Source organism: Microbacterium sp. NPDC056569 (genome assembly GCF_042793475.1).
Taxonomy (GTDB): Bacteria; Actinomycetota; Actinomycetes; order Actinomycetales; family Microbacteriaceae; genus Microbacterium.
Window position 1 is genome coordinate 72454 of record NZ_JBHTUV010000001.1, and the last position, 17661, is coordinate 90114.

General features: G+C 63.7%; 14 protein-coding genes. 12 read left to right on the top strand and 2 right to left on the bottom strand.

The window, feature by feature from the left end; genetic code table 11:
- Positions 1 to 9: 9 nt before the first annotated feature.
- From ACFQ7C_RS00280 to ACFQ7C_RS00320, 9 genes are all read left to right on the top strand, one after another.
- On the top strand, positions 10 to 894 hold the full coding sequence (locus ACFQ7C_RS00280) for a hypothetical protein (protein WP_378896395.1): 885 nt from the start codon (positions 10 to 12) through the stop codon (positions 892 to 894).
- Between the two features lie 152 nt (positions 895 to 1046).
- Positions 1047 to 2696: a sugar transferase gene (locus tag ACFQ7C_RS00285; RefSeq protein ID WP_378896398.1), complete on the top strand. Its 1650-nt coding sequence runs from the start codon at positions 1047 to 1049 to the stop codon at positions 2694 to 2696.
- Positions 2697 to 2751: 55 nt separating this feature from the next.
- Positions 2752 to 4221 carry a lipopolysaccharide biosynthesis protein gene (locus ACFQ7C_RS00290; RefSeq protein ID WP_378896401.1) on the top strand — a complete coding sequence of 490 codons (1470 nt, stop codon included), beginning with the start codon at positions 2752 to 2754 and terminating at the stop codon, positions 4219 to 4221.
- Between the two features lie 29 nt (positions 4222 to 4250).
- Positions 4251 to 5969, top strand: a complete 1719-nt coding sequence (gene menD, locus ACFQ7C_RS00295; RefSeq protein ID WP_378896405.1) for a 2-succinyl-5-enolpyruvyl-6-hydroxy-3-cyclohexene-1-carboxylate synthase — start codon at positions 4251 to 4253, stop codon at positions 5967 to 5969.
- An 8-nt stretch (positions 5970 to 5977) separates the two neighbouring features.
- Entirely contained in the window at positions 5978 to 7102 is a 1125-nt protein-coding gene (locus tag ACFQ7C_RS00300; RefSeq protein ID WP_378896408.1) for an NAD-dependent epimerase/dehydratase family protein, read from the top strand.
- Positions 7103 to 7123: 21 nt separating this feature from the next.
- A complete protein-coding gene (locus ACFQ7C_RS00305; protein WP_378896411.1) occupies positions 7124 to 8275 on the top strand; it encodes a polysaccharide pyruvyl transferase family protein in 1152 nt (383 codons plus the stop codon).
- Positions 8275 to 9165, top strand: a complete 891-nt coding sequence (locus ACFQ7C_RS00310) for a glycosyltransferase family 2 protein (RefSeq protein WP_378896414.1) — start codon at positions 8275 to 8277, stop codon at positions 9163 to 9165. The genes ACFQ7C_RS00305 and ACFQ7C_RS00310 overlap by 1 nt, the downstream gene beginning before the upstream one ends.
- A 51-nt stretch (positions 9166 to 9216) precedes the next feature.
- The gene (locus tag ACFQ7C_RS00315; protein WP_378896417.1) at positions 9217 to 10332 is read left to right on the top strand and encodes a glycosyltransferase; all 1116 of its coding nucleotides are present in this window, start codon (positions 9217 to 9219) and stop codon (positions 10330 to 10332) included.
- Positions 10311 to 11393 (top strand): glycosyltransferase family 4 protein, encoded by a 1083-nt coding sequence (locus ACFQ7C_RS00320; RefSeq protein WP_378896420.1) that lies wholly within the window; start codon positions 10311 to 10313, stop codon positions 11391 to 11393. The genes ACFQ7C_RS00315 and ACFQ7C_RS00320 overlap by 22 nt, the downstream gene beginning before the upstream one ends.
- A 339-nt stretch (positions 11394 to 11732) precedes the next feature.
- On the opposite strand, the gene ACFQ7C_RS00325 is transcribed toward ACFQ7C_RS00320, so the two are convergent.
- On the bottom strand, positions 11733 to 12059 hold the full coding sequence (locus ACFQ7C_RS00325) for a hypothetical protein (RefSeq protein WP_378896423.1): 327 nt from the start codon (positions 12057 to 12059) through the stop codon (positions 11733 to 11735).
- Between the two features lie 2 nt (positions 12060 to 12061).
- Positions 12062 to 13504: an O-antigen polymerase gene (locus tag ACFQ7C_RS00330; protein ID WP_378896425.1), complete on the bottom strand. Its 1443-nt coding sequence runs from the start codon at positions 13502 to 13504 to the stop codon at positions 12062 to 12064.
- Between the two features lie 504 nt (positions 13505 to 14008).
- Here ACFQ7C_RS00330 and gmd point away from each other — a divergent pair.
- From gmd to ACFQ7C_RS00345, 3 genes are all read left to right on the top strand, one after another.
- Entirely contained in the window at positions 14009 to 15052 is a 1044-nt protein-coding gene (gmd, locus tag ACFQ7C_RS00335) for a GDP-mannose 4,6-dehydratase (protein WP_378896428.1), read from the top strand.
- Positions 15049 to 16032 (top strand): GDP-L-fucose synthase family protein, encoded by a 984-nt coding sequence (locus tag ACFQ7C_RS00340; protein ID WP_378896431.1) that lies wholly within the window; start codon positions 15049 to 15051, stop codon positions 16030 to 16032. Before gmd ends, ACFQ7C_RS00340 begins: the two co-directional genes overlap by 4 nt.
- A 297-nt stretch (positions 16033 to 16329) precedes the next feature.
- On the top strand, positions 16330 to 17640 hold the full coding sequence (locus tag ACFQ7C_RS00345; RefSeq protein ID WP_378896434.1) for a UDP-glucose dehydrogenase family protein: 1311 nt from the start codon (positions 16330 to 16332) through the stop codon (positions 17638 to 17640).
- Positions 17641 to 17661 lie beyond the last annotated feature (21 nt).

Here is a 17661-nt window from a genome sequence, read left to right on the forward strand (position 1 = left end):
GGGCACCTGATGCAACGTCTGGGCACCGCGAGATGGCTCGCGATCGCGGGCACCGCCGTGCTCGTCGTCGCCGTCGCGGTGCTCGTCGGGGCCGCGCTGCAGCACGGGAATCCGCAGGCCGCGGACGGCGAGGCCCAGCCCGTGCCGACGTTCACGCTCGGCGCGCAGGCGCAGACCCCGACGCCCACACCGACCGAGGTCGACGTGGCCCTCGAGCAGACGAGATTCCTCGCGATCGGCTCCGAGGTCTGGTGGCGGGCGACGGCCGGCTCGTGCGCCGGCCCCGCTCCGCTCGTCGAACGCTCATACGACGAGGGCGCGACATGGACCGACGTGACGCCGGCCTACCTCGGCATCGCGCAGGTGCAGACGCTCGAGGCCTTCTCCGGTCGCGACGCCGAGCTGGTCGCCGGCATGGCCGGCTGCGAGCCCCACGCGCTGCGGACGTACACGCGCGGCGAGTTCTGGGACTCGTACCCCGAGGTGCTCGCCGCCTCGCGCTACGTCGACCCGCGTGATCCGGGCTCGGTGCACCTGCCGTCAGGCCCGGTGCCGGCTCCCTGTCCGGCCGCGCACGGATTGCATGCCGCCGGCGACATGATCGCCCTCGTCTGCGCCGGGCGCGCCTGGTCCTGGTCGGGCGACGAGTGGCTCGAGCTGGCGCCCGAGGGCGTTCTCGCCGTGTCGATCGACGACGCGGATGCGCTGGTGGCCCACCGCTCCGCCGACTGCGCGGGCGTCGCCGTGTCGCGCGTTCCGGCCGAAAGTCCTGACTCCGCCGCAATTGTCGGCTGCGCCGAAGGCACGGATGCTGCCACCGCCGTCGCGATCGACTCGGCCGGCGACGAGATCGTGGTGTGGGCGGGCGACGCACTGATCTCCGTCGCGCCCTGAGCGAATCCTGAGCCTGCATGCCACGCTGCGAAACATGGTCATGGGGAGGATGAGAGGTCTCTCATAATGGGATGGCGTTTCCCCTTCACCCCAGGAATCGGATGCCGACCTCGTATATTCCCCCGCAACGACCTACTGGTACTCTGCCCCTGGTGGCCGGGAAAACCACCACAAAGCGAGAAGGCATCGTGACGTCGAATCCCCAGATCGACGCGCCAACGGAGTCGCCAGCCCATCCCCAGGCTCGGGCAGCCGCATCCTCGGCGAGCCCTTCCGCCACCCCCGCTCCGGCCTCGAGCTCGGTCGTTGAGCGAGCGAGGAACGAGCGAGACGAAACGCCACGAGCTTCCGAGCAGCCCGCACCACGCTCCTCCTGGCGCCGCAACTACGCGACGCGCCTTTGGCTCAGCGACCTCTTTGTCCTCATCTGGGCGGTCTACGGCACCCAGCTCCTGTGGTTCGGTTGGGGCAACGCCCAGGTCGCGATCCGCGAGGATGCGCGATTCAACGAGTTTTCCTACTGGGTCTTCTCCGCGGTCCTCGTGATCGCATGGATGTGGGCGCTCGCGCTCATCGACTCGCGAGACCATCGCGTCATCGGCGCCGGCAACACCGAGTATGTACGCGTCGCCCGCGCCAGCTTCACCCTCTTCGGTGCGATCGCAATCCTCGCGTTCCTCCTCCGCGTCGACGTCGCCCGAGGCTATCTGCTGATCGCGTTGCCCCTCGGCATCTTCGTACTACTGCTCGAGCGCTGGCTGTGGCGACAGTGGCTCATCGCGCAGCGCTGGGTCGGGCGGTACTCCGCAAAGGTTCTGCTGGTGGGCTCCGAAGATTCGGTCGCCGCGATCGCGCGCGAGCTCCACCGTTCTCCGACTGCTGGTTACCACGTCGTTGGCGCTTGCGTCCCGTCCGGCAAAGTCGCCGATGTGATATCGGGTACGTCGGTGTCCGTGATGGGCAACGTCGACAACATCGAGCGCGCGATCGCAGCCACGGGGGCGGATACGGTGGCGGTGACCAGCACCGACGACCTTCCGGCGCAGAAGGTGAAGCAGATTTCGTGGGCACTCGAGTCTGGACGCCAGCACCTCGTGTTGGCGCCCAGCATTGTTGACATCGCTGGCCCGCGCATCCACACCCGCCCCGTCGCTGGCCTACCGCTCATCCACGTGGAGACTCCCAAATTCACACGGGGTCAGCGGTATGCGAAGAGAATCTTTGATGTCTGCGCGGCGACGGTATTCCTCGTGGTCCTCGCCCCGATCATGGCAACCGTCGCCATCGCTGTAGCAAGCACGAGTGCAGGACCAGTGTTCTATCGTCAACAGCGAATTGGCCAGTTCGGTCAGCCGTTCTCCATGCTGAAATTCCGTTCGATGCGCGCTGGAGCGGACAACGAACTCAAGGGGCTCCTCATCGAGCAAGGAACGACGGAGACTCCTCTCTTCAAGATCAAGAACGACCCTCGCATTACGCCGATTGGGCGCTTCATTCGCAAGTACTCCCTTGACGAGTTGCCCCAGCTCTTCAACGTGCTGACCGGGTCCATGAGTATCGTCGGGCCGCGTCCCCAGATTGCTGCGGAAGTTGCACTCTATTCGGACGCGGCACATCGTCGTCTGCTGGCGCGGCCGGGTCTGACTGGACTGTGGCAGGTGAGCGGTCGCTCAAACCTGGAGTGGGAGGACGCCATCCGGCTCGACCTCTACTACGTAGAAAACTGGTCGCTTGTGGGAGACATCGCCATTCTCGCGAAGACGGCTAAAGCGGTGGTCGCGCCGGGAAAGTCGGCACATTGACTCAGCCTACCCAAGTCCGAGCTGGCTGGAACTTCGAGATGGTCGCGAAGCTGCAATGACAACGCATGCAGTGAGGCGTGGCCTGCACGGGGGTGCCGCCGTTGCCCTTGGACAGCTTTGCAAAATTGCGATCCAGCTAATAGGCATGGTTGCACTATCGCGGATCTTGTCCCCGGCCGATTTCGGTCTTATAGCGATGGTGACGGTCTTTCTCGCATTTGGCGAGCTCTTGCGAGACTTCGGGATGCCGACGGCTGCGCTGCAGGCACGTACTCTCTCTCAACAGCAGGCGTCCAACGTTTTCTGGATCAACGTCGCGTTGGGCGCCGCAGCGGCGCTGGCGCTCGTCGTTGCGACACCGGCGCTGGTGGTGTTCTACTCGGAGCCACGTGTCGCACAGATCGCGCCCATCATGGCCGTGACTCTGCTTCTCAACGGAATCCAGGCCCAACTTCAGGTCCAGCTGGCCCGCGGAAGCAAGTTCATCGCGTTGGCGTCGACGGACGTGGTTGCACAAACGGCAGCTTTGGTCGTCGCTATAGCTGCCGCTGCGAGCGGACTCGGGTACTGGGCGCTCGTGTTGCAGGTCTTGACGGCCGCGCTGACCCTACTCGCCGGCCGAATGATCGTCGCACGATGGTGGCCGAGCAGACCGCGCCGCAACGGGGGCGAGACTGGCGTGCTCGTGCGCGCTGGCGGTCAGTTCGGGCTCGCCCAACTACTCACCTTCGGAGCGAACAATGTCGACTCGCTTGCAATCGGTGCATACTGGGGCCCAACGCAGCTCGGACTTTACAATCGCGCGTTCCAGATCTTCGTGTTGCCTAGGTCCGCGCTCCTTGACCCGATGACACAGGTCGTCGTTCCGACGGCCAACTCTGCCCGCGAAGCGGGTGCTACCCACGAAGTCCTTCTACTCCGTTTGCAGTTCGGTCTCAGCGCGCTCGTGGGCTACGTCTACATGTTGGGAGCCGCAGTCGCCTCCTGGGCGATCCCGTTCGCGTTAGGGCCGCAGTGGGTGGACGCGGTTCCGATCTTCATGATCCTGGCTGCTGGGGGTACTTTCGCCGCACTCGGCTCGGTCAACTTTTGGGCGTTCGTACTCGCGGGGCAGAGCAAACAGTTGCTGGTGCTGCATCTGGTAACCAAGCCTCTCGCCATTGCCTTGGTACTTCTCGCGCTGCCCTTTGGCGTTACAGCGATAGCCGTCGGCTATGTACTGGCAGTGGCGCTGAGCTGGCCGATCAACCTGATCTGGCTGTCGCGCACCACTGGACAGCACTCGTGGGCATTCTTCCGCGATGGTGGCCGCGTCCTGCTTGCCGTGGCTGTAGGACTCGCGGCGGCCGCTGGGTTGTCGGGCGTTGTTGGAACGCCGGACAGTTGGCAGACCGCGTTGCTGTGCGGCTTGGCCAGCACTCTAGCGTTCCTCCTGGCATTGGCCGCAATACCCGGCGGCTGGGAACGCATCCGCGCCTCGCTCGCCGTCGCTACTTCATTGCTTAGGCGCGCAGGCGCCGAATAGGGATATCCGCTCGCCGAAGGGATTTATTCATGACCAAATACTCAAATCAGAAGAACGTTCAGGTACTGGTCTCATTGCTGAAGCAGCACGGTGTGGTCACGGCCGTAATCTCTCCGGGATCACGCAATATGCCACTCGTGATCAGCCTGGAGAACGATCCTGATTTCACCTGCTATTCAGTGGTCGACGAGCGCAGCGCTGCGTATTTCGCAATCGGTGTGTCGAAGTCGGTGGGCGGACCCGTCCTTCTAAGTTCGACAAGCGCCCAGGCAACCAGAAACTATATTCCTGGCATGACGGAGGCGTTCTACCGGGGAACGCCACTTGTCGTGGTCACAGCCGATTACAAGCCAAGCATCATCGGTCAAGGGGTGATGCAGGCAATCGACCAGATGTCCATCCCTGCCGACTCCGCAAAACACTCTGTCCGGTTGCCGGTGGTAAAGGACGGCGATGACGAGAAGTACTGTGCAAGACTCGTGAACGAAGCGCTCTTGGCACTGCACCACCATGGTTCCGGGCCGGTACACATCGACCTGCCTACCGAGGAACATTGGGCGGGGGCCGTCGCGACCCTGCCCAATTTCAAGAAAATCGATAGATACACTCTGGAAGACCGCTTCCCCGAAATCGGTGACCGAAAGGTCCTGATCGCGGTTGGCCAACATGATCCGTTCACTCCGGCGGAAGAGAACGCGCTGGCGAAATTCGCACGGACGTACGATGCGCCTGTCTATGCGAACCACCTATCGAACTATCATGGGGCAAATGCCGTTCATGCGGCGCTCTTGGTCGAGAATATGGATCAAAGGAACTTCGCTTCCTATCAGCCCGATGTTCTCATCACCATAGGCGGCCAAATCGGCGACTACGGCATCGACGACCGGCTCAAGCATGGGACTTTTGAGCACTGGCGGGTACACCTCGACGGACAAATTCAAGACACGTATGGCAAGCTGACGAAAGTTTTCGAATGTAGCAGCTCGCAGTTCTTTGAGCGCTACGCTCATAGTGGGGCGCCTCGCGAATCAAGATTCTTCGAACGTTGGGAGAAAGCTAATGCTCGGCGAGTGATTCCGCAGGAGCTGCCCCTCTCACACGCATACGTCGCCGCCCATCTTGCTCCGCGAATCCCTCGCGGATCAGTCATGCATTTTGCGATCCTCAGCAGCCTTCGGAATTGGAACTTCTTCGAATTAGACCCATCCGTTGAGTGCTATTCAAACGTGGCAGCTTTCGGAATCGATGGCTGCATGTCAACATTCATCGGCCATTCGGTCGCATCCAATGAATTGTGCTACCTGGTGATCGGGGATCTGAGCTTCTTCTACGACATGAACGCGCTGGGGATCCGCCACATTGGCAACAACGCGCGAATCATCCTGATCAACAACCGCGGTGGAGGAGAATTTCGCCTCTACTCTCACGCCGCTGACCAGTTCGGGGAAGACGCGAACGTCCACATTGCCGCTGCCGGACACAATGGGGAGGCGGGCGATTGGGCGCGGTCAGTTGGGTGGGAGTACATCGCCATTCGCAGCAAAGAAGAGTTCGACGCAGCGCAGGACTCCCTGGCACTCCCGAGCGATCGCCCAATGCTCATGGAGGTCTTCACGTCGATGAACGATGACTCCACCGGTGTGCGCGTGATCCGCGAAGCCAACACAATCGAGTCCCTCGAGCGACGCATCGCCCGAAAGCTGCCACCTGAAGTCAAACGTGCAGCGAAGGCGATTCTGGGACGATAGGTCGGCGGATGCGTGACGAAACTAGCGGGTCGGTGCTCGTTCTCGGGGGTACGGGCATAATCGGGACCGAACTCTGTGTCGCGGCGGCCGCAAGGGGCTTAAAGGTTACGGCAGTTGCTCGGCGCCACCCCCGCAACCCCATCCCCGGGGTGACATATGTCTCATTTGACGCTCGGTCGGAGGCGGAGGGATCATCGCCGATCGGTGGCGGAGACTTTGACACCGTCGTGGATCTAGTCTCGTTCACGCCGGCTCAAGTGGAGGCTACGCTGCACGCCACGAAATCGCGCCACTACATCTTCGTCTCCTCAGCGACGATCTACGATGGAGTCTCCGCAGGCGGCCTCATCCATGAACAGCACGCGCGCGTCCCGTCTGGGTCATGGCTCTATCCCGAAAGAAAGATCGCGTCGGAAGGTTGGCTGGTCGGCGCTGCAACTGACCTTGATATGCCGTACACCATCGTTCGGCCATACATCACCTACTCGTCCCGCCGGTTCTCTTTCGGTATGTGGGAGGCCGCGCACGTATTGCAACGCCTGGCGAATGGCGTCCCCACGCCCATAGGCGATTCCATTGCGTCTGCTTCAACGTCGCTCACTCACGCCACCGACATGGGACGCGCTATCGCTGCGTTGCTCAACAACCCAGCAGCACACAATCGCACCATGCATATCTCGCATCCTTTGTCACTGACGTGGCAAGAAGTGTTCGACCGAAGCGCCTTCGCGTTGGGCGCTCGGCTCGATGTTGTGCAGATGTCGACCGATGAGCTGGTCAGCGAGTTTTCGGAGCTTGGCGGCCGGGCCGCCGATCGCTCTCGCGGTCGTGCCTTCGACGTATCCGCGTTCATGACTGCAGTCCCTGACTTCACTTTCTCGCTACCGCCGCATGAGGGGATTTCCGACGCGGTGGGCCGCCTTTCTCAGCGTGAGGTCGGGATGCTGGCTGCCCGGACCCAGGGCCGCTTGGACCGGCTGGTTCGCATCTCGCGACCGACTGCACCACCTGCGTCGACCGAAGGATGGTCGGTCCGCGACCGTCTCAAGTATGGAGTCGGCCGCAGCCGGGCACTCAGCTCCGTCTCCAGACGCCTCTCGTCCAAAACATCATCTGACTACGCAGTTGACTAATTCACGGAGAAAGCAGGGCGAGTGACCACTTCCTCTTCCCCCAAGCGAATTCTGATTCGAACCCTTCCACTCGCTAATGGAAACTATGGAGGAATACTTCAGGCGTACGCATTGCAGCGAACTTTACGCGACATGGGTCACTCCGTGAGCACCGATGTCTCAAGCAAACCCACAGCGCTGGGGAGCGTCTATCGCGCCGCCATTCCCGTCAAGAGAGCCGCACTCAAGCGACCGCTATTGGCCCGCGAGTTGGACGATCTAATCAATGACCGCCTATTGCGCTTCGTGAGCGATCACATCCAAACAGTCCGGCTGTTCGGAGCAACGGCCAGGGCGCGCGCAAGTGTGATTCGAGACTTTGATCTCTTCGTAACCGGAAGCGATCAAGTTTGGCGCCCCAACTACGGGTCGGTTGCCTCGTACATGTTCGATTTTCTCGGATCGGGCCGCCTGTCGCGCCCTAGAATCTCCTACGCCGCGTCATTCGGGGTGAATGAATCATCCGAGTTTGACCCGGCCATGCGTACGTCTACGGCGGAATTGGCCGCCCGGTTCGCAGCGATCTCCGTGCGCGAGGCGGATGGAGTGCGAGTTGCGGAGGAGCTATGGGGCGTTCGCGCGGCACAGCACGTCGACCCTACCTTGCTGATCTCGCGAGACGACTACTCTCAGCTGGCTGACGCCGCGCCGCCAGTGGCGCCACCGCCATATCTCGCGACGTATGTGTTGGATGCGGACCCCAAACTCGAACGTGCGATCAGTAACGCCTCCTCGGTCACGCAGTTGCCTGCAATTCCGCTGAACCGGCCAAAGCCGCCGAGCGTTGCGCAATACATCCAAGCCCCGGAGAACTATTCGAAGATCTCGATAGAGACCTGGCTGCGCGGAATCCGTGACGCTGAGTTTCTCATCACTGATTCCTTCCACGGTTGCGTCTTCGCGGTGATGTTCGAGGTTCCATTTGCTGTGGTGCCCAACAGCAGCCGAGGCCGCAGTCGCTTCGACTCACTCCTCGGCATGTTCGGACTGGAGGATCGGATACTCGATCTTGATTCCGAGATGGTGGCTCAACTCTCCAAGCTCGCGACGTCACAGATCGACTGGGCAAGCGTCCGGACCATCATCGCTCGTGAACGAGTTCGCTCCAACGATTACCTTCTGGAGAACTGCTGATGCGCATTGCCGTAGTGATCGCGACCGCGGGGCGGCGCGCCGCATGCGCGCAGGCGATCGATGCGGTACAAAATGCCTTCGCGTACGTTCAGGGTTCAGCTCTCGGAGTCGTGAGTTCTCCAACCGATGAGGATCTCCCGCCGGTGCCGGATGGGTGGCTCAAGGTGACGGGTGTGAGGGGCGCGTCAGCTCAGCGAAACGCTGCGTGCGCAAAGCTTCCCCCCGATACTGATTACGTCTTCTACTTCGATGATGACACCGTCATTCGGCACGACTACTTGCAGAGGGCGGTTGGGCATTTTCAGTCTCACCCCGAAGTGGTGGCCGTCACCGGAAGCCTCCTGGCCGATGGCGCACGAGAGCATCGAGAAGTGTCGTTCGAGGAAGCCATCGCGCTCATCGAGGAGAGTTGGGCACGGCCACAAACGACCGAACTCTCGTATCAGGAGACACGCGAGTTGTACGGCTGCAACGCTGCCGTACGGTGGTCCGTCGCGCGCGACTACGAGTTCGACGAACGGCTGCCTCTCTACTCCTGGCTTGAGGACCACGATCTTGCTAGAAGGCTTTTGCGCCACGGTCGAATCCATCGAATCGACGCGCTAGCAGTTCATCGAGGCTCTGCTTCAGGGGGCCGTGCTTCCCATGTGCGGCTTGGTTACTCGCAGGTCGCCAACGCCCTTTGGCTTCACGAGAAGGGATCTTTCCCGCTCTGGCTCGCATTGGAGCAGATACTGCGTCCAGTTCTCAAGAATGTTGCTCTGTCGCTTCGCCCGGAAGCGCGATATTCATACCGCCGACTTCGCCTACGCGGTAATTGGGCTGCGGGCATCGACTGGCTCCGCAATCGAGGCCACGCCTTGCCTGAGCGGATACTCGACATTGAGTAGCTCAGACTGGCTCGCCGGAACAATACTGACTTTCGAGTGTAAAGGATGACGATGAGCGGTGCGGTCGTTCACGAATGGGTCGAACTGGCGGGTGGGTCCGAGCGCGTCGTCGACGCGGTATTGGGCGCAACTGGTGCCACCGACCTTTATTGCCTGTGGGACAACTCCGGCGGAAGGTTTGGAGAGGGCGTTCGCATCACAGAGAGTCACCTTGCGCGAACTCCATTACGCGGGCGCAAGGCCGCGGCGCTCCCGATCATGCCAGCAGCGTGGAGGAGCATTCGCGCGAACGCTCATCACGACTGGCTGTTCGTCAGCTCGCATCTCTTTGCACACCATGTAAGACTTCGGGGAATCTCGGCAAGGACACCCAAGTACGTCTACGTGCACACCCCTGCACGCTACATTTGGGCGCCTGAACTCGATGGTCGAGGAACCGGATTTATTCCGCGAGCAATTTCCAGGACGTTGAAGCCACTTGATCGCGCGAGGTCAGGGGAAGCCGCGTCTCTCATGGCTAACAGTGAGTTCATTCGAGCGCGCATCTCCGAGGCGTGGCGACAAGACGCCGGCGTGCTCTACCCGCCGGTGGAGGTCGCTGCTCTTCAAGCCGTACCAGATTGGTCGCGTGATCTGAGCGACATCGAGTCGAGCATTCTCCACTCCTTACCAGAAGGGTTTGTGCTGGGAGCGTCGAGGTTTGTGCCCTACAAGCGTCTGGACTGGGTTGTCAAGGCAGCCGAGGCAGCAGACGTTCCTGTCGTCCTAGCTGGAGGCGGCCCCGAGGTTGGCAGCCTCCGACGATTGCTTGAGAAGGCGAGTGTGCCGGGCTTCCTCGTAGAGCGCCCTTCCGACGCGCTGCTATACGCCCTGTACCAGCGCGCGCGGGCCTTCGTGTTCCCCGCCATCGAAGACTTCGGAATCATGCCGGTGGAAGCGCAGGCGTTGGGTACGCCCACCGTGACAACGAGCTTTGGAGGTGCTACGGAGACTGTCTCCGACGGCGTAAGCGGCGCGATCGCTGAGGAGGACACGGTGGCGGGAGTCGCGCGAGCGTTGACCTCCGTGCTCGACTCATCCTCTCTGACACCGGCCGCGCATGCTCAAAAGTTCTCTCGCGAGAGATTCGAGAAGGGACTGCAGACTTGGTTGCCGGTCCACGCGTAGTTGTCAACTGCCGGTTCCTCACGCAGCCACTCACCGGCGTACAGAGGTTTGCACAGCGGATCGCCCGCGAGCTAGTCGATGCACGGGCGGACGTTCAACTCGTCGCGCCACCGGGTGACCTGCGTCCCAGCGAGCTAGACGGCCTGGTCCTGCAAATCGGTTCCGGCGGTGGGCACTATTGGGAGCAAATAGCGCTTCCCCGCGCACTCCGGTCTCTTGGCTCGCCCTTACTAGTGAATCTAATGAACACCGCGCCCATCGTGTACCAACCGCAGATCTCGACGATTCACGACCTCGGGTTCCTACGCAACCCCGATTCCTATTCGTGGAGGTACAGGCAGGCGTACCGAGTTCTTACTCCACTCACTATCAGGTCGTCCAAGGTTGTCGTCACCGTGAGCGAGTTCTCCCGCCGCGAGTTGCAGCTTGAGTACCCAAAGTTGGAGCCGACCGTTTGTGTTGTTCCAAATGCCGTCGATCCGATCCTCATGGCGACGGAGGGCACGCCGGTCGCTGATCTCCTCGAAAGTCCTTTTTTCCTCTCGGTTGGGTCCCTCAGCGCACACAAGAACGTCTCGCGAGCGCTCGCCGCGTTCAACCTTTTCCGTCGTAACCATGGCCCGTCGTTCCGCTACGCGATTGTGGGACAGTCGGCCCGAGCTTTCAGCGATCACGCGCATGCGTCCGGCAGCAGCGTGAAATGGCTCGGTCGTGTGACGGACTCGGAGCTCGCGTGGCTTTATCGGCACTGCACCGCCTACGTTTTTCCGTCCCTTTACGAAGGATTCGGTATTCCGCCGCTGGAAGCGCAAGCCCTCGGGGCACCAGTGATCTCGTCGGCGCGAGCGCCGATGACACAGGTATTGGGCTCCGACGGGGCGGAGTGGGTTGACCCGCTCAGCGTCGAAGACCTCGCGCGCGCCATGTGCGAAGTCGCCGGGAGCAAGGACCGCCAGTCTGCGCTGTCCTCCGCAGGCCGGCGCAACGCCGAAAACTACACGTGGCTGTCCTCGGCGCGTACGCTCGCGGAGACGATCGATGACGTGCTCGCTCAATCATGATTCGAGTACCGACGCACGCGGCTTGCAGTGCGTACGTGAACCGGCCTGACTTTCGTTCCGTTCTTCACGCAAAGATGGAACTCGATGAACAGGAGGTACTCGCCGGAGATGCGTGAGCCTGCGCTTCGGATGCTCGCGGAGGCGCGCCCGTCGCACACGAACATGATGAGCGGCGCGTCACGTCGCCGGCCTGCCGGGATGAGCCCGGAGACTCTGCGTTTGTGGCAGCGTCGCTACGAGGTCGACGCCGGCGTGAAGCCGGGTTCACGACGGACGCGGCGGCGGAGATCAAGCGGCTGCAGAAGGAGAACGCCGAGCTTCGCAAGGCCAACGAGATCCTCAAAGCTGCGAGCGTTTTTCGCGAAGGAGCTCGACCGCGCCTGACCGAGACACGCTGCGCCGTCGCGGGATGGTCGCCCAGCGAGAGTGGAACGGGTGGTCGCAGGTACAGGCCTCCGGCCGCCGGACCCATTTGCGCCGGCTTTTCTCCGCGATCCACAAGAGCGCGACGTCGCCTGCCAGCGCGACCAGCGCGAGCGGGTCCACACCGCGCATCATCACGGCCATGTCGGAGAGAATCCGCGAGACGCCAGCAACGACCATCGCGCCGCCGAGGATGAACAGCACCACCGGGGGCGTGTCATCGGTCGGCTCCTCGGAATCCACGGTCACATCCTGGGCACGGCGTCTGCGGACTTCCGGTCGCCGGAACGCACCGCGAGCAGCAGGAGTAGGACGATCGGGAACCAGACCGGCACCTGCGCCCCGAGCGGCCCGCGCAGGACACCGAAGGTCGCCAGCGCGGCGACAGGTGCGATCATTGCCATCTTCGACAGCGGCGCGCCCAGCCATGCGGCATCAAGTCGCCCCGCTGTGAACCCGAGCCCGAGCATCCCCACGGCGACACCGAGCAGACCGAGCTGCATGTACAGCTCAGCGTGAATCGGGAGCGACAGGTTCGTGAACCGGTAGCCGGCGAAGGACGCGACCTCGAGCGACGCCGGGTCAGCCTTGTCTTGCCACAACGAGCGGGGCACGAAGAACAGGACGGCCGACACGATGTGGTGACCCCACGCCCAGCCGACCGACTCGACGTAGTTCATCGCGTTCACGACCTGCTGGAACCCGTCGAAGTCCGCGCCTGTGAACGTCCGCGATGTGATGTCGTTGACGGTGGCGTTGGCGGTGCGGAACGCGTTCGCGAGCGGGTAGATCAGCAGCGTGCCGACGAGGCCGATCGCAAGGTAGACGAACCCTGCCCGCGGGGACCGTGGCCGCAGCAGGACGATGAGCAGCGACCCGATGGCGAGGAGTGCGACGAACCGCGTCTGCGATAGCGGGTTCGCGAACACGGCGATACCGAGCGCGCCGATCGCCAGGTGCACGAGTTGGCCTGCCTTGATCCCCCCGACGCCGCGCCAGTCGAGCTGCATGCGGTAGACGGCGAGCAGAGTGACAGTGACGGCGAGAGCGGACGGCAGGACCGTGTACAGCGCGGTCGCTGCGCCGCCGACCTCTGCCTGCGTGCCCACCGTGTCGATGAGCATTTCGCTGCGGTCCTGCCTGGGGATGAAGAAGCTCGATAGCCCGAGCACGCGGATCGCGTTCAAGCCCACCCCGATCAGCGCGACGGACAGCACCACTTGCACGCCGGGGCGGATGGTCGCGGGCGGCGCAGGCTTGCCGCCTCGCGGGGGCCGGGAACGCGCGATGTGGTCACCGGCCCAGAACGCGGCGATCGCGAGGAGTGTGAGCGCCAGTGCGCTCTGCACCTGGCCCTGCTCAGCGAGAACCGTCGAGTCGCCCCACGCGACCTTCCCGACTGTCATCTGAGCGATAGGCCCGATCCCGAGCCACGAGAACCAGAAGATGTAGAACGACGCGGCCACCGGTCGAAGCCCCTGCGCGACCGACTGAATGGCGCCAACGAGCGCCACGAGCGAGGACGCTGCCGCGAGAGCGAGTGACACCGGATTCGGCACGTCCTCGACGAGGATCAGGATGACGGCGATCGCGACGAGCGCGAGCGGCGGCAGCCACGGGTTGATGCGGATCGATCCGAACCACCGCGGCCGACGCTCAGCGGTGGCTTGCCGTTCCGTCGTCTGCATCCGACCAGGCTATAGGCCGGCGTCAGGTCACCACGCGCGGCGGTCAGCCTCTATGTCGTCTCCGCAGGCAACGCTGCACGCGACGGCGCGCGCGTCGGGTAGCCAGACCCCCGCGTGCTCCGGGACGACCTCGTTGCAGAGGCGGGACCCGCAGGGGAGGTCTCCCGCAGGTCGGTCGTTGCGGGTGCCAACCATCGCGCGAGCTTCGCGATAGGCGTCTCCTGCATGCCGTCGATGCTACCCGCCCGCTCTCCGCCTATCGCACGCAGATTGACAGAGCGGATGCGGCCGATGAGCGTGGATCGATCCGATGAGCGCGGTCCGCCAGCCGATCGGAAGGCGGCCTGTTTTCCGCGGGCGGCCTGCGGTATCGTCGCCCTATTCTCGACGGTGAGACAGCTCCCGACAGGTTCACCGAGAGCCTGGCTGCTCACATCGCGGAATCCGTGACTTGTGCGGAGACGCCCGAACGTCCTCGCGCGTCGCTGGGGGACGGAGTACGACGTGAAGCGTGCACTCATCACCGGGATCACCGGTCAGGACGGTTCTTACCTCGCCGAGCTTCTGCTCGGAAAGGGCTACGAGGTCCACGGCCTCATACGCCGCGCTTCCACCTTCAACACGCAGCGCATCGATCATCTCTATGTGGATCCGCATGACCCGAGCGCACGACTGTTCCTTCATTACGGAGACCTCAGCGACGGCGCGGGGCTCGTAAGCCTTCTCGTGAAGATCCATCCGCACGAGGTATACAACCTCGCTGCGCAGTCTCACGTGCGGGTGTCGTTCGACGAGCCGGTGCACACCGCTGACACGACGGGGATCGGCACTGTCCGCCTGCTCGAGGCGGTGCGCTCCTCCGGCATCGACACGAAGTTCTACCAAGCCTCCACCTCGGAGCTCTACGGTGCGACTCCCCCTCCGCAGAACGAGGAGTCGCGCTTCTACCCGCGCTCCCCGTACGCTGCCGCGAAGCTCTACAGCTTCTGGATCACGAAGAACTATCGCGAGGCCTATGACATGTTCGCGGTGAACGGCATTCTGTTCAACCACGAGTCGCCGCGCCGCGGCGAGACCTTCGTCACGCGCAAGATCACGCGGGCCGTCGCTCGGATCCAAGCGGGCGAACAGAAGGAGCTCTACCTCGGCAACCTGGACTCGATCCGGGATTGGGGTTACGCGGCGGAGTATGTCGAAGGAATGTGGCGGATGCTGCAGGTCGATGAGCCGGAGGACCTCGTGCTCGCCACGGGCATCGGCTACACGATTCGAGACTTCCTGGACGCGTCGTTCGGCCATGTCGGCCTGGACTGGCACGACTACGTGAAGTTCGATGAGCGGTACCTGCGCCCGACCGAGGTGGACTCGCTCATCGGCGACCCGTCGAAAGCAGCTGCGAAGCTGGGGTGGCGAGCGACCCTGGACGGCAAGGACCTCGCAAAGCTCATGGTCGACGCCGATATCGAGGCGCTCGATAAGCGTCCGGAGTGGATCGACTCAGTCAAGCTCGCCTCGTGGACACCTGAGCCCTCCTTGGTGGGCCCGTGACCAGTACGGACGACGGCCTCGATTTCGCGCCCGAGACGCTCGACCGCGACGCGACGTTCTACGTGGCAGGTCACCGCGGACTCGTTGGCTCCGCAATCGTGCGGAAGCTGGAACGCGAAGGTTTCACGAATGTCGTTGGCAAAACGTCCGCGGAACTGGACCTCAAGAACCGCGGTGACGTCTTCAACTACCTGGCGCGGATCAGGCCGCGATACCTCGTGCTCGCCGCGGCCAAGGTCGGCGGCATCCTCGCCAACAGCACCTACCCCGTCGACTTCCTCAGCGACAACCTTCGGATCCAGTCCAACGTCCTCGACGCGGCGGTGAAGTACGAGGTGGAGCGGGTGGCGTTCCTCGGCTCGTCCTGCATCTACCCGAAGTTCGCCCAGCAGCCGATCCGGGAGGACTCGCTGCTCACCGGGCACCTGGAGCCCACGAACGACGCCTACGCGATCGCGAAGATCGCCGGCATCCTCAACGTGCAGGCCGTGCGTCGCCAGTACGGCCTGCCGTGGATCTCGGCCATGCCGACCAACCTCTACGGCCCGAACGACAACTTCTCCCCGAAGGGTTCGCATGTCCTTCCTGCGCTGATCCGCCGGTACGACGAAGCAGCCAAGTCAGGGGCGGAGTCGGTGACGAACTGGGGCACCGGAACCCCGCGACGCGAGTTTCTGCACTCCGACGACATGGCCGATGCAGTGCTCCACCTGCTCGAGCACTACGACGGTCCCGACCAGGTAAACGTCGGCGCCGGCTCCGATGTCACCATCCGCGAGATCGCGGAGACGATCGCCGGCGTCGTCGGGTTCGAGGGTGAGACCGAGTGGGACACATCCAAGCCTGACGGCACCCCGCAGAAACTGCTCGACGTCTCCAAGCTCGCCGACGCCGGCTGGACGGCGAAGATCACGCTGGAGGACGGCCTCGACCGCACCGTCGCCTGGTACCGCGACCACGTCGACACCATCCGCGGATAGTCGGCGGCGGGCTCGCGCACGGTCCCAGCCACAGAGCCCGGCTGCCGCCCGCCATGCTCGGCGAGTTGTCCGAGGCGTTGTGGAACTCGATCTGATTCCGCTTCCGCGAAGCGACCCGTGAAGAGGTCCTACGAGCGCGGAGGTGGGCAATCGAGCAGGTCCTGCGTCTGCTTGCCCAACGCGGCACATATCGTGAAGGCAGCGACGCCAGACCCGCGCATGACGCGCCGACCTCTTCCCCGCAACGGGACTCTGCTAGACAAGATGGCGTTAACCTCGCCACTCGAACGGAGGACCATGCGCCTGTCTGTCATCGGCTGCGGATACCTCGGAGCCGTTCACGCGGCGGCGATGGCGTCCATCGGGCATGAGGTCGTCGGCATCGACGTCGACCCGGCCAAGGTCGAGTCGCTCTCGCGCGGTGAGGCGCCGTTCTACGAACCCGATCTCGAAGAGCTGCTCGCCGCCGGCGTGTCATCGGGACGCCTGAAGTTCACGACCGAGATGGCCGCAGCATCCGGGGCATCCGTGCATTTCATCGGCGTCGGAACCCCGCAGCAGAAAGACGGCTACGCCGCCGACCTCACGTACGTCAACGCGGCAGTCGATGCGCTGCTCCCCTACCTGCGGCCCGGCGACATCGTCGCGGGCAAGTCGACGGTTCCGGTCGGCACGGCGGCCGAGCTCGCGCCGCGCATCGAGGCCACGGGCGCCACGCTCGTGTGGAACCCCGAGTTCTTGCGCGAAGGCTGGGCGGTCAAGGACACCATCGAACCCGACCGGCTCGTCGTCGGCGTGCCGGCGGATGCCGCCGGCGAGGCCGCCGCGGAACTCCTCCGCGAGGTCTACCACCCGGCTGCCGCGGCGGGCACCCCCTTCATCGTCACCGACTGGGCCACCGCCGAGCTGGTCAAGGTCGCCGCCAACGCCTTCCTCGCCACCAAGATCTCGTTCATCAACGCGATGGCCGAGATCGCAGAAGTCACCGGCGCTGACGTGACGCAGCTCGCCGACGCCATCGGCCACGACGTCCGCATCGGCCGCCGCTTCCTCGGCGCCGGCATCGGATTCGGCGGCGGCTGCCTCCCGAAAGACATCCGCGCGTTCTCCGCCCGCGCCGAAGAGCTCGGCCGCGGCGAGGCCGTGGCCTTCCTCCGCGAAGTCGACGCGATCAACCTCCGCCGCCGCGAGCGCGCGGTGCAGCTCGTCGTCGACGCGCTCGGCGGACAGGTCCACGAGAAGAAGGTCACGCTGCTGGGCGCGGCATTCAAGCCGTACAGCGACGACATCCGCGACTCCCCCGCACTCGATGTCGCGGTGCGACTGCTCGGGCTCGGGGCATCCGTCACCGTCACCGACCCGGCCGCGATCGCCAACGCGCGCCGCGTGCACCCGCAGCTGCACTACATCGAAGACCGCGACGAAGCGCTGCGCGACGCCGACGCCATCGTGCTCGTCACCGAATGGGACGAGTACCGCCGCGAACTCACCCCCGAGCACGCCTCGACGCTCACCGGCGGTCGCGTCGTCGTCGACGGACGCAACGGATGGGATGCTGCAGCCTGGCGCGCCGCCGGGTGGAGCTACTACGGGATGGGACGGCCGTAAGGCGAGGTCTCACCCGACCCG

Bases quoted from the DNA above. Each gene is read 5' to 3' on its own strand.
- ACFQ7C_RS00345 (WP_378896434.1), top strand. From the start codon at position 16,330: ATGCGCCTGTCTGTCATCGGCTGCGGATACCTCGGAGCCGTTCACGCG.
- ACFQ7C_RS00315 (WP_378896417.1), top strand. From the start codon at position 9,217: ATGAGCGGTGCGGTCGTTCACGAATGGGTCGAACTGGCGGGTGGGTCC.
- menD (WP_378896405.1), top strand. From the start codon at position 4,251: ATGACCAAATACTCAAATCAGAAGAACGTTCAGGTACTGGTCTCATTG.
- ACFQ7C_RS00310 (WP_378896414.1), top strand. From the start codon at position 8,275: ATGCGCATTGCCGTAGTGATCGCGACCGCGGGGCGGCGCGCCGCATGC.
- ACFQ7C_RS00300 (WP_378896408.1), top strand. From the start codon at position 5,978: ATGCGTGACGAAACTAGCGGGTCGGTGCTCGTTCTCGGGGGTACGGGC.
- ACFQ7C_RS00280 (WP_378896395.1), top strand. From the start codon at position 10: ATGCAACGTCTGGGCACCGCGAGATGGCTCGCGATCGCGGGCACCGCC.
- ACFQ7C_RS00290 (WP_378896401.1), top strand. From the start codon at position 2,752: ATGACAACGCATGCAGTGAGGCGTGGCCTGCACGGGGGTGCCGCCGTT.
- ACFQ7C_RS00330 (WP_378896425.1), bottom strand. From the start codon at position 13,504: ATGCAGACGACGGAACGGCAAGCCACCGCTGAGCGTCGGCCGCGGTGG.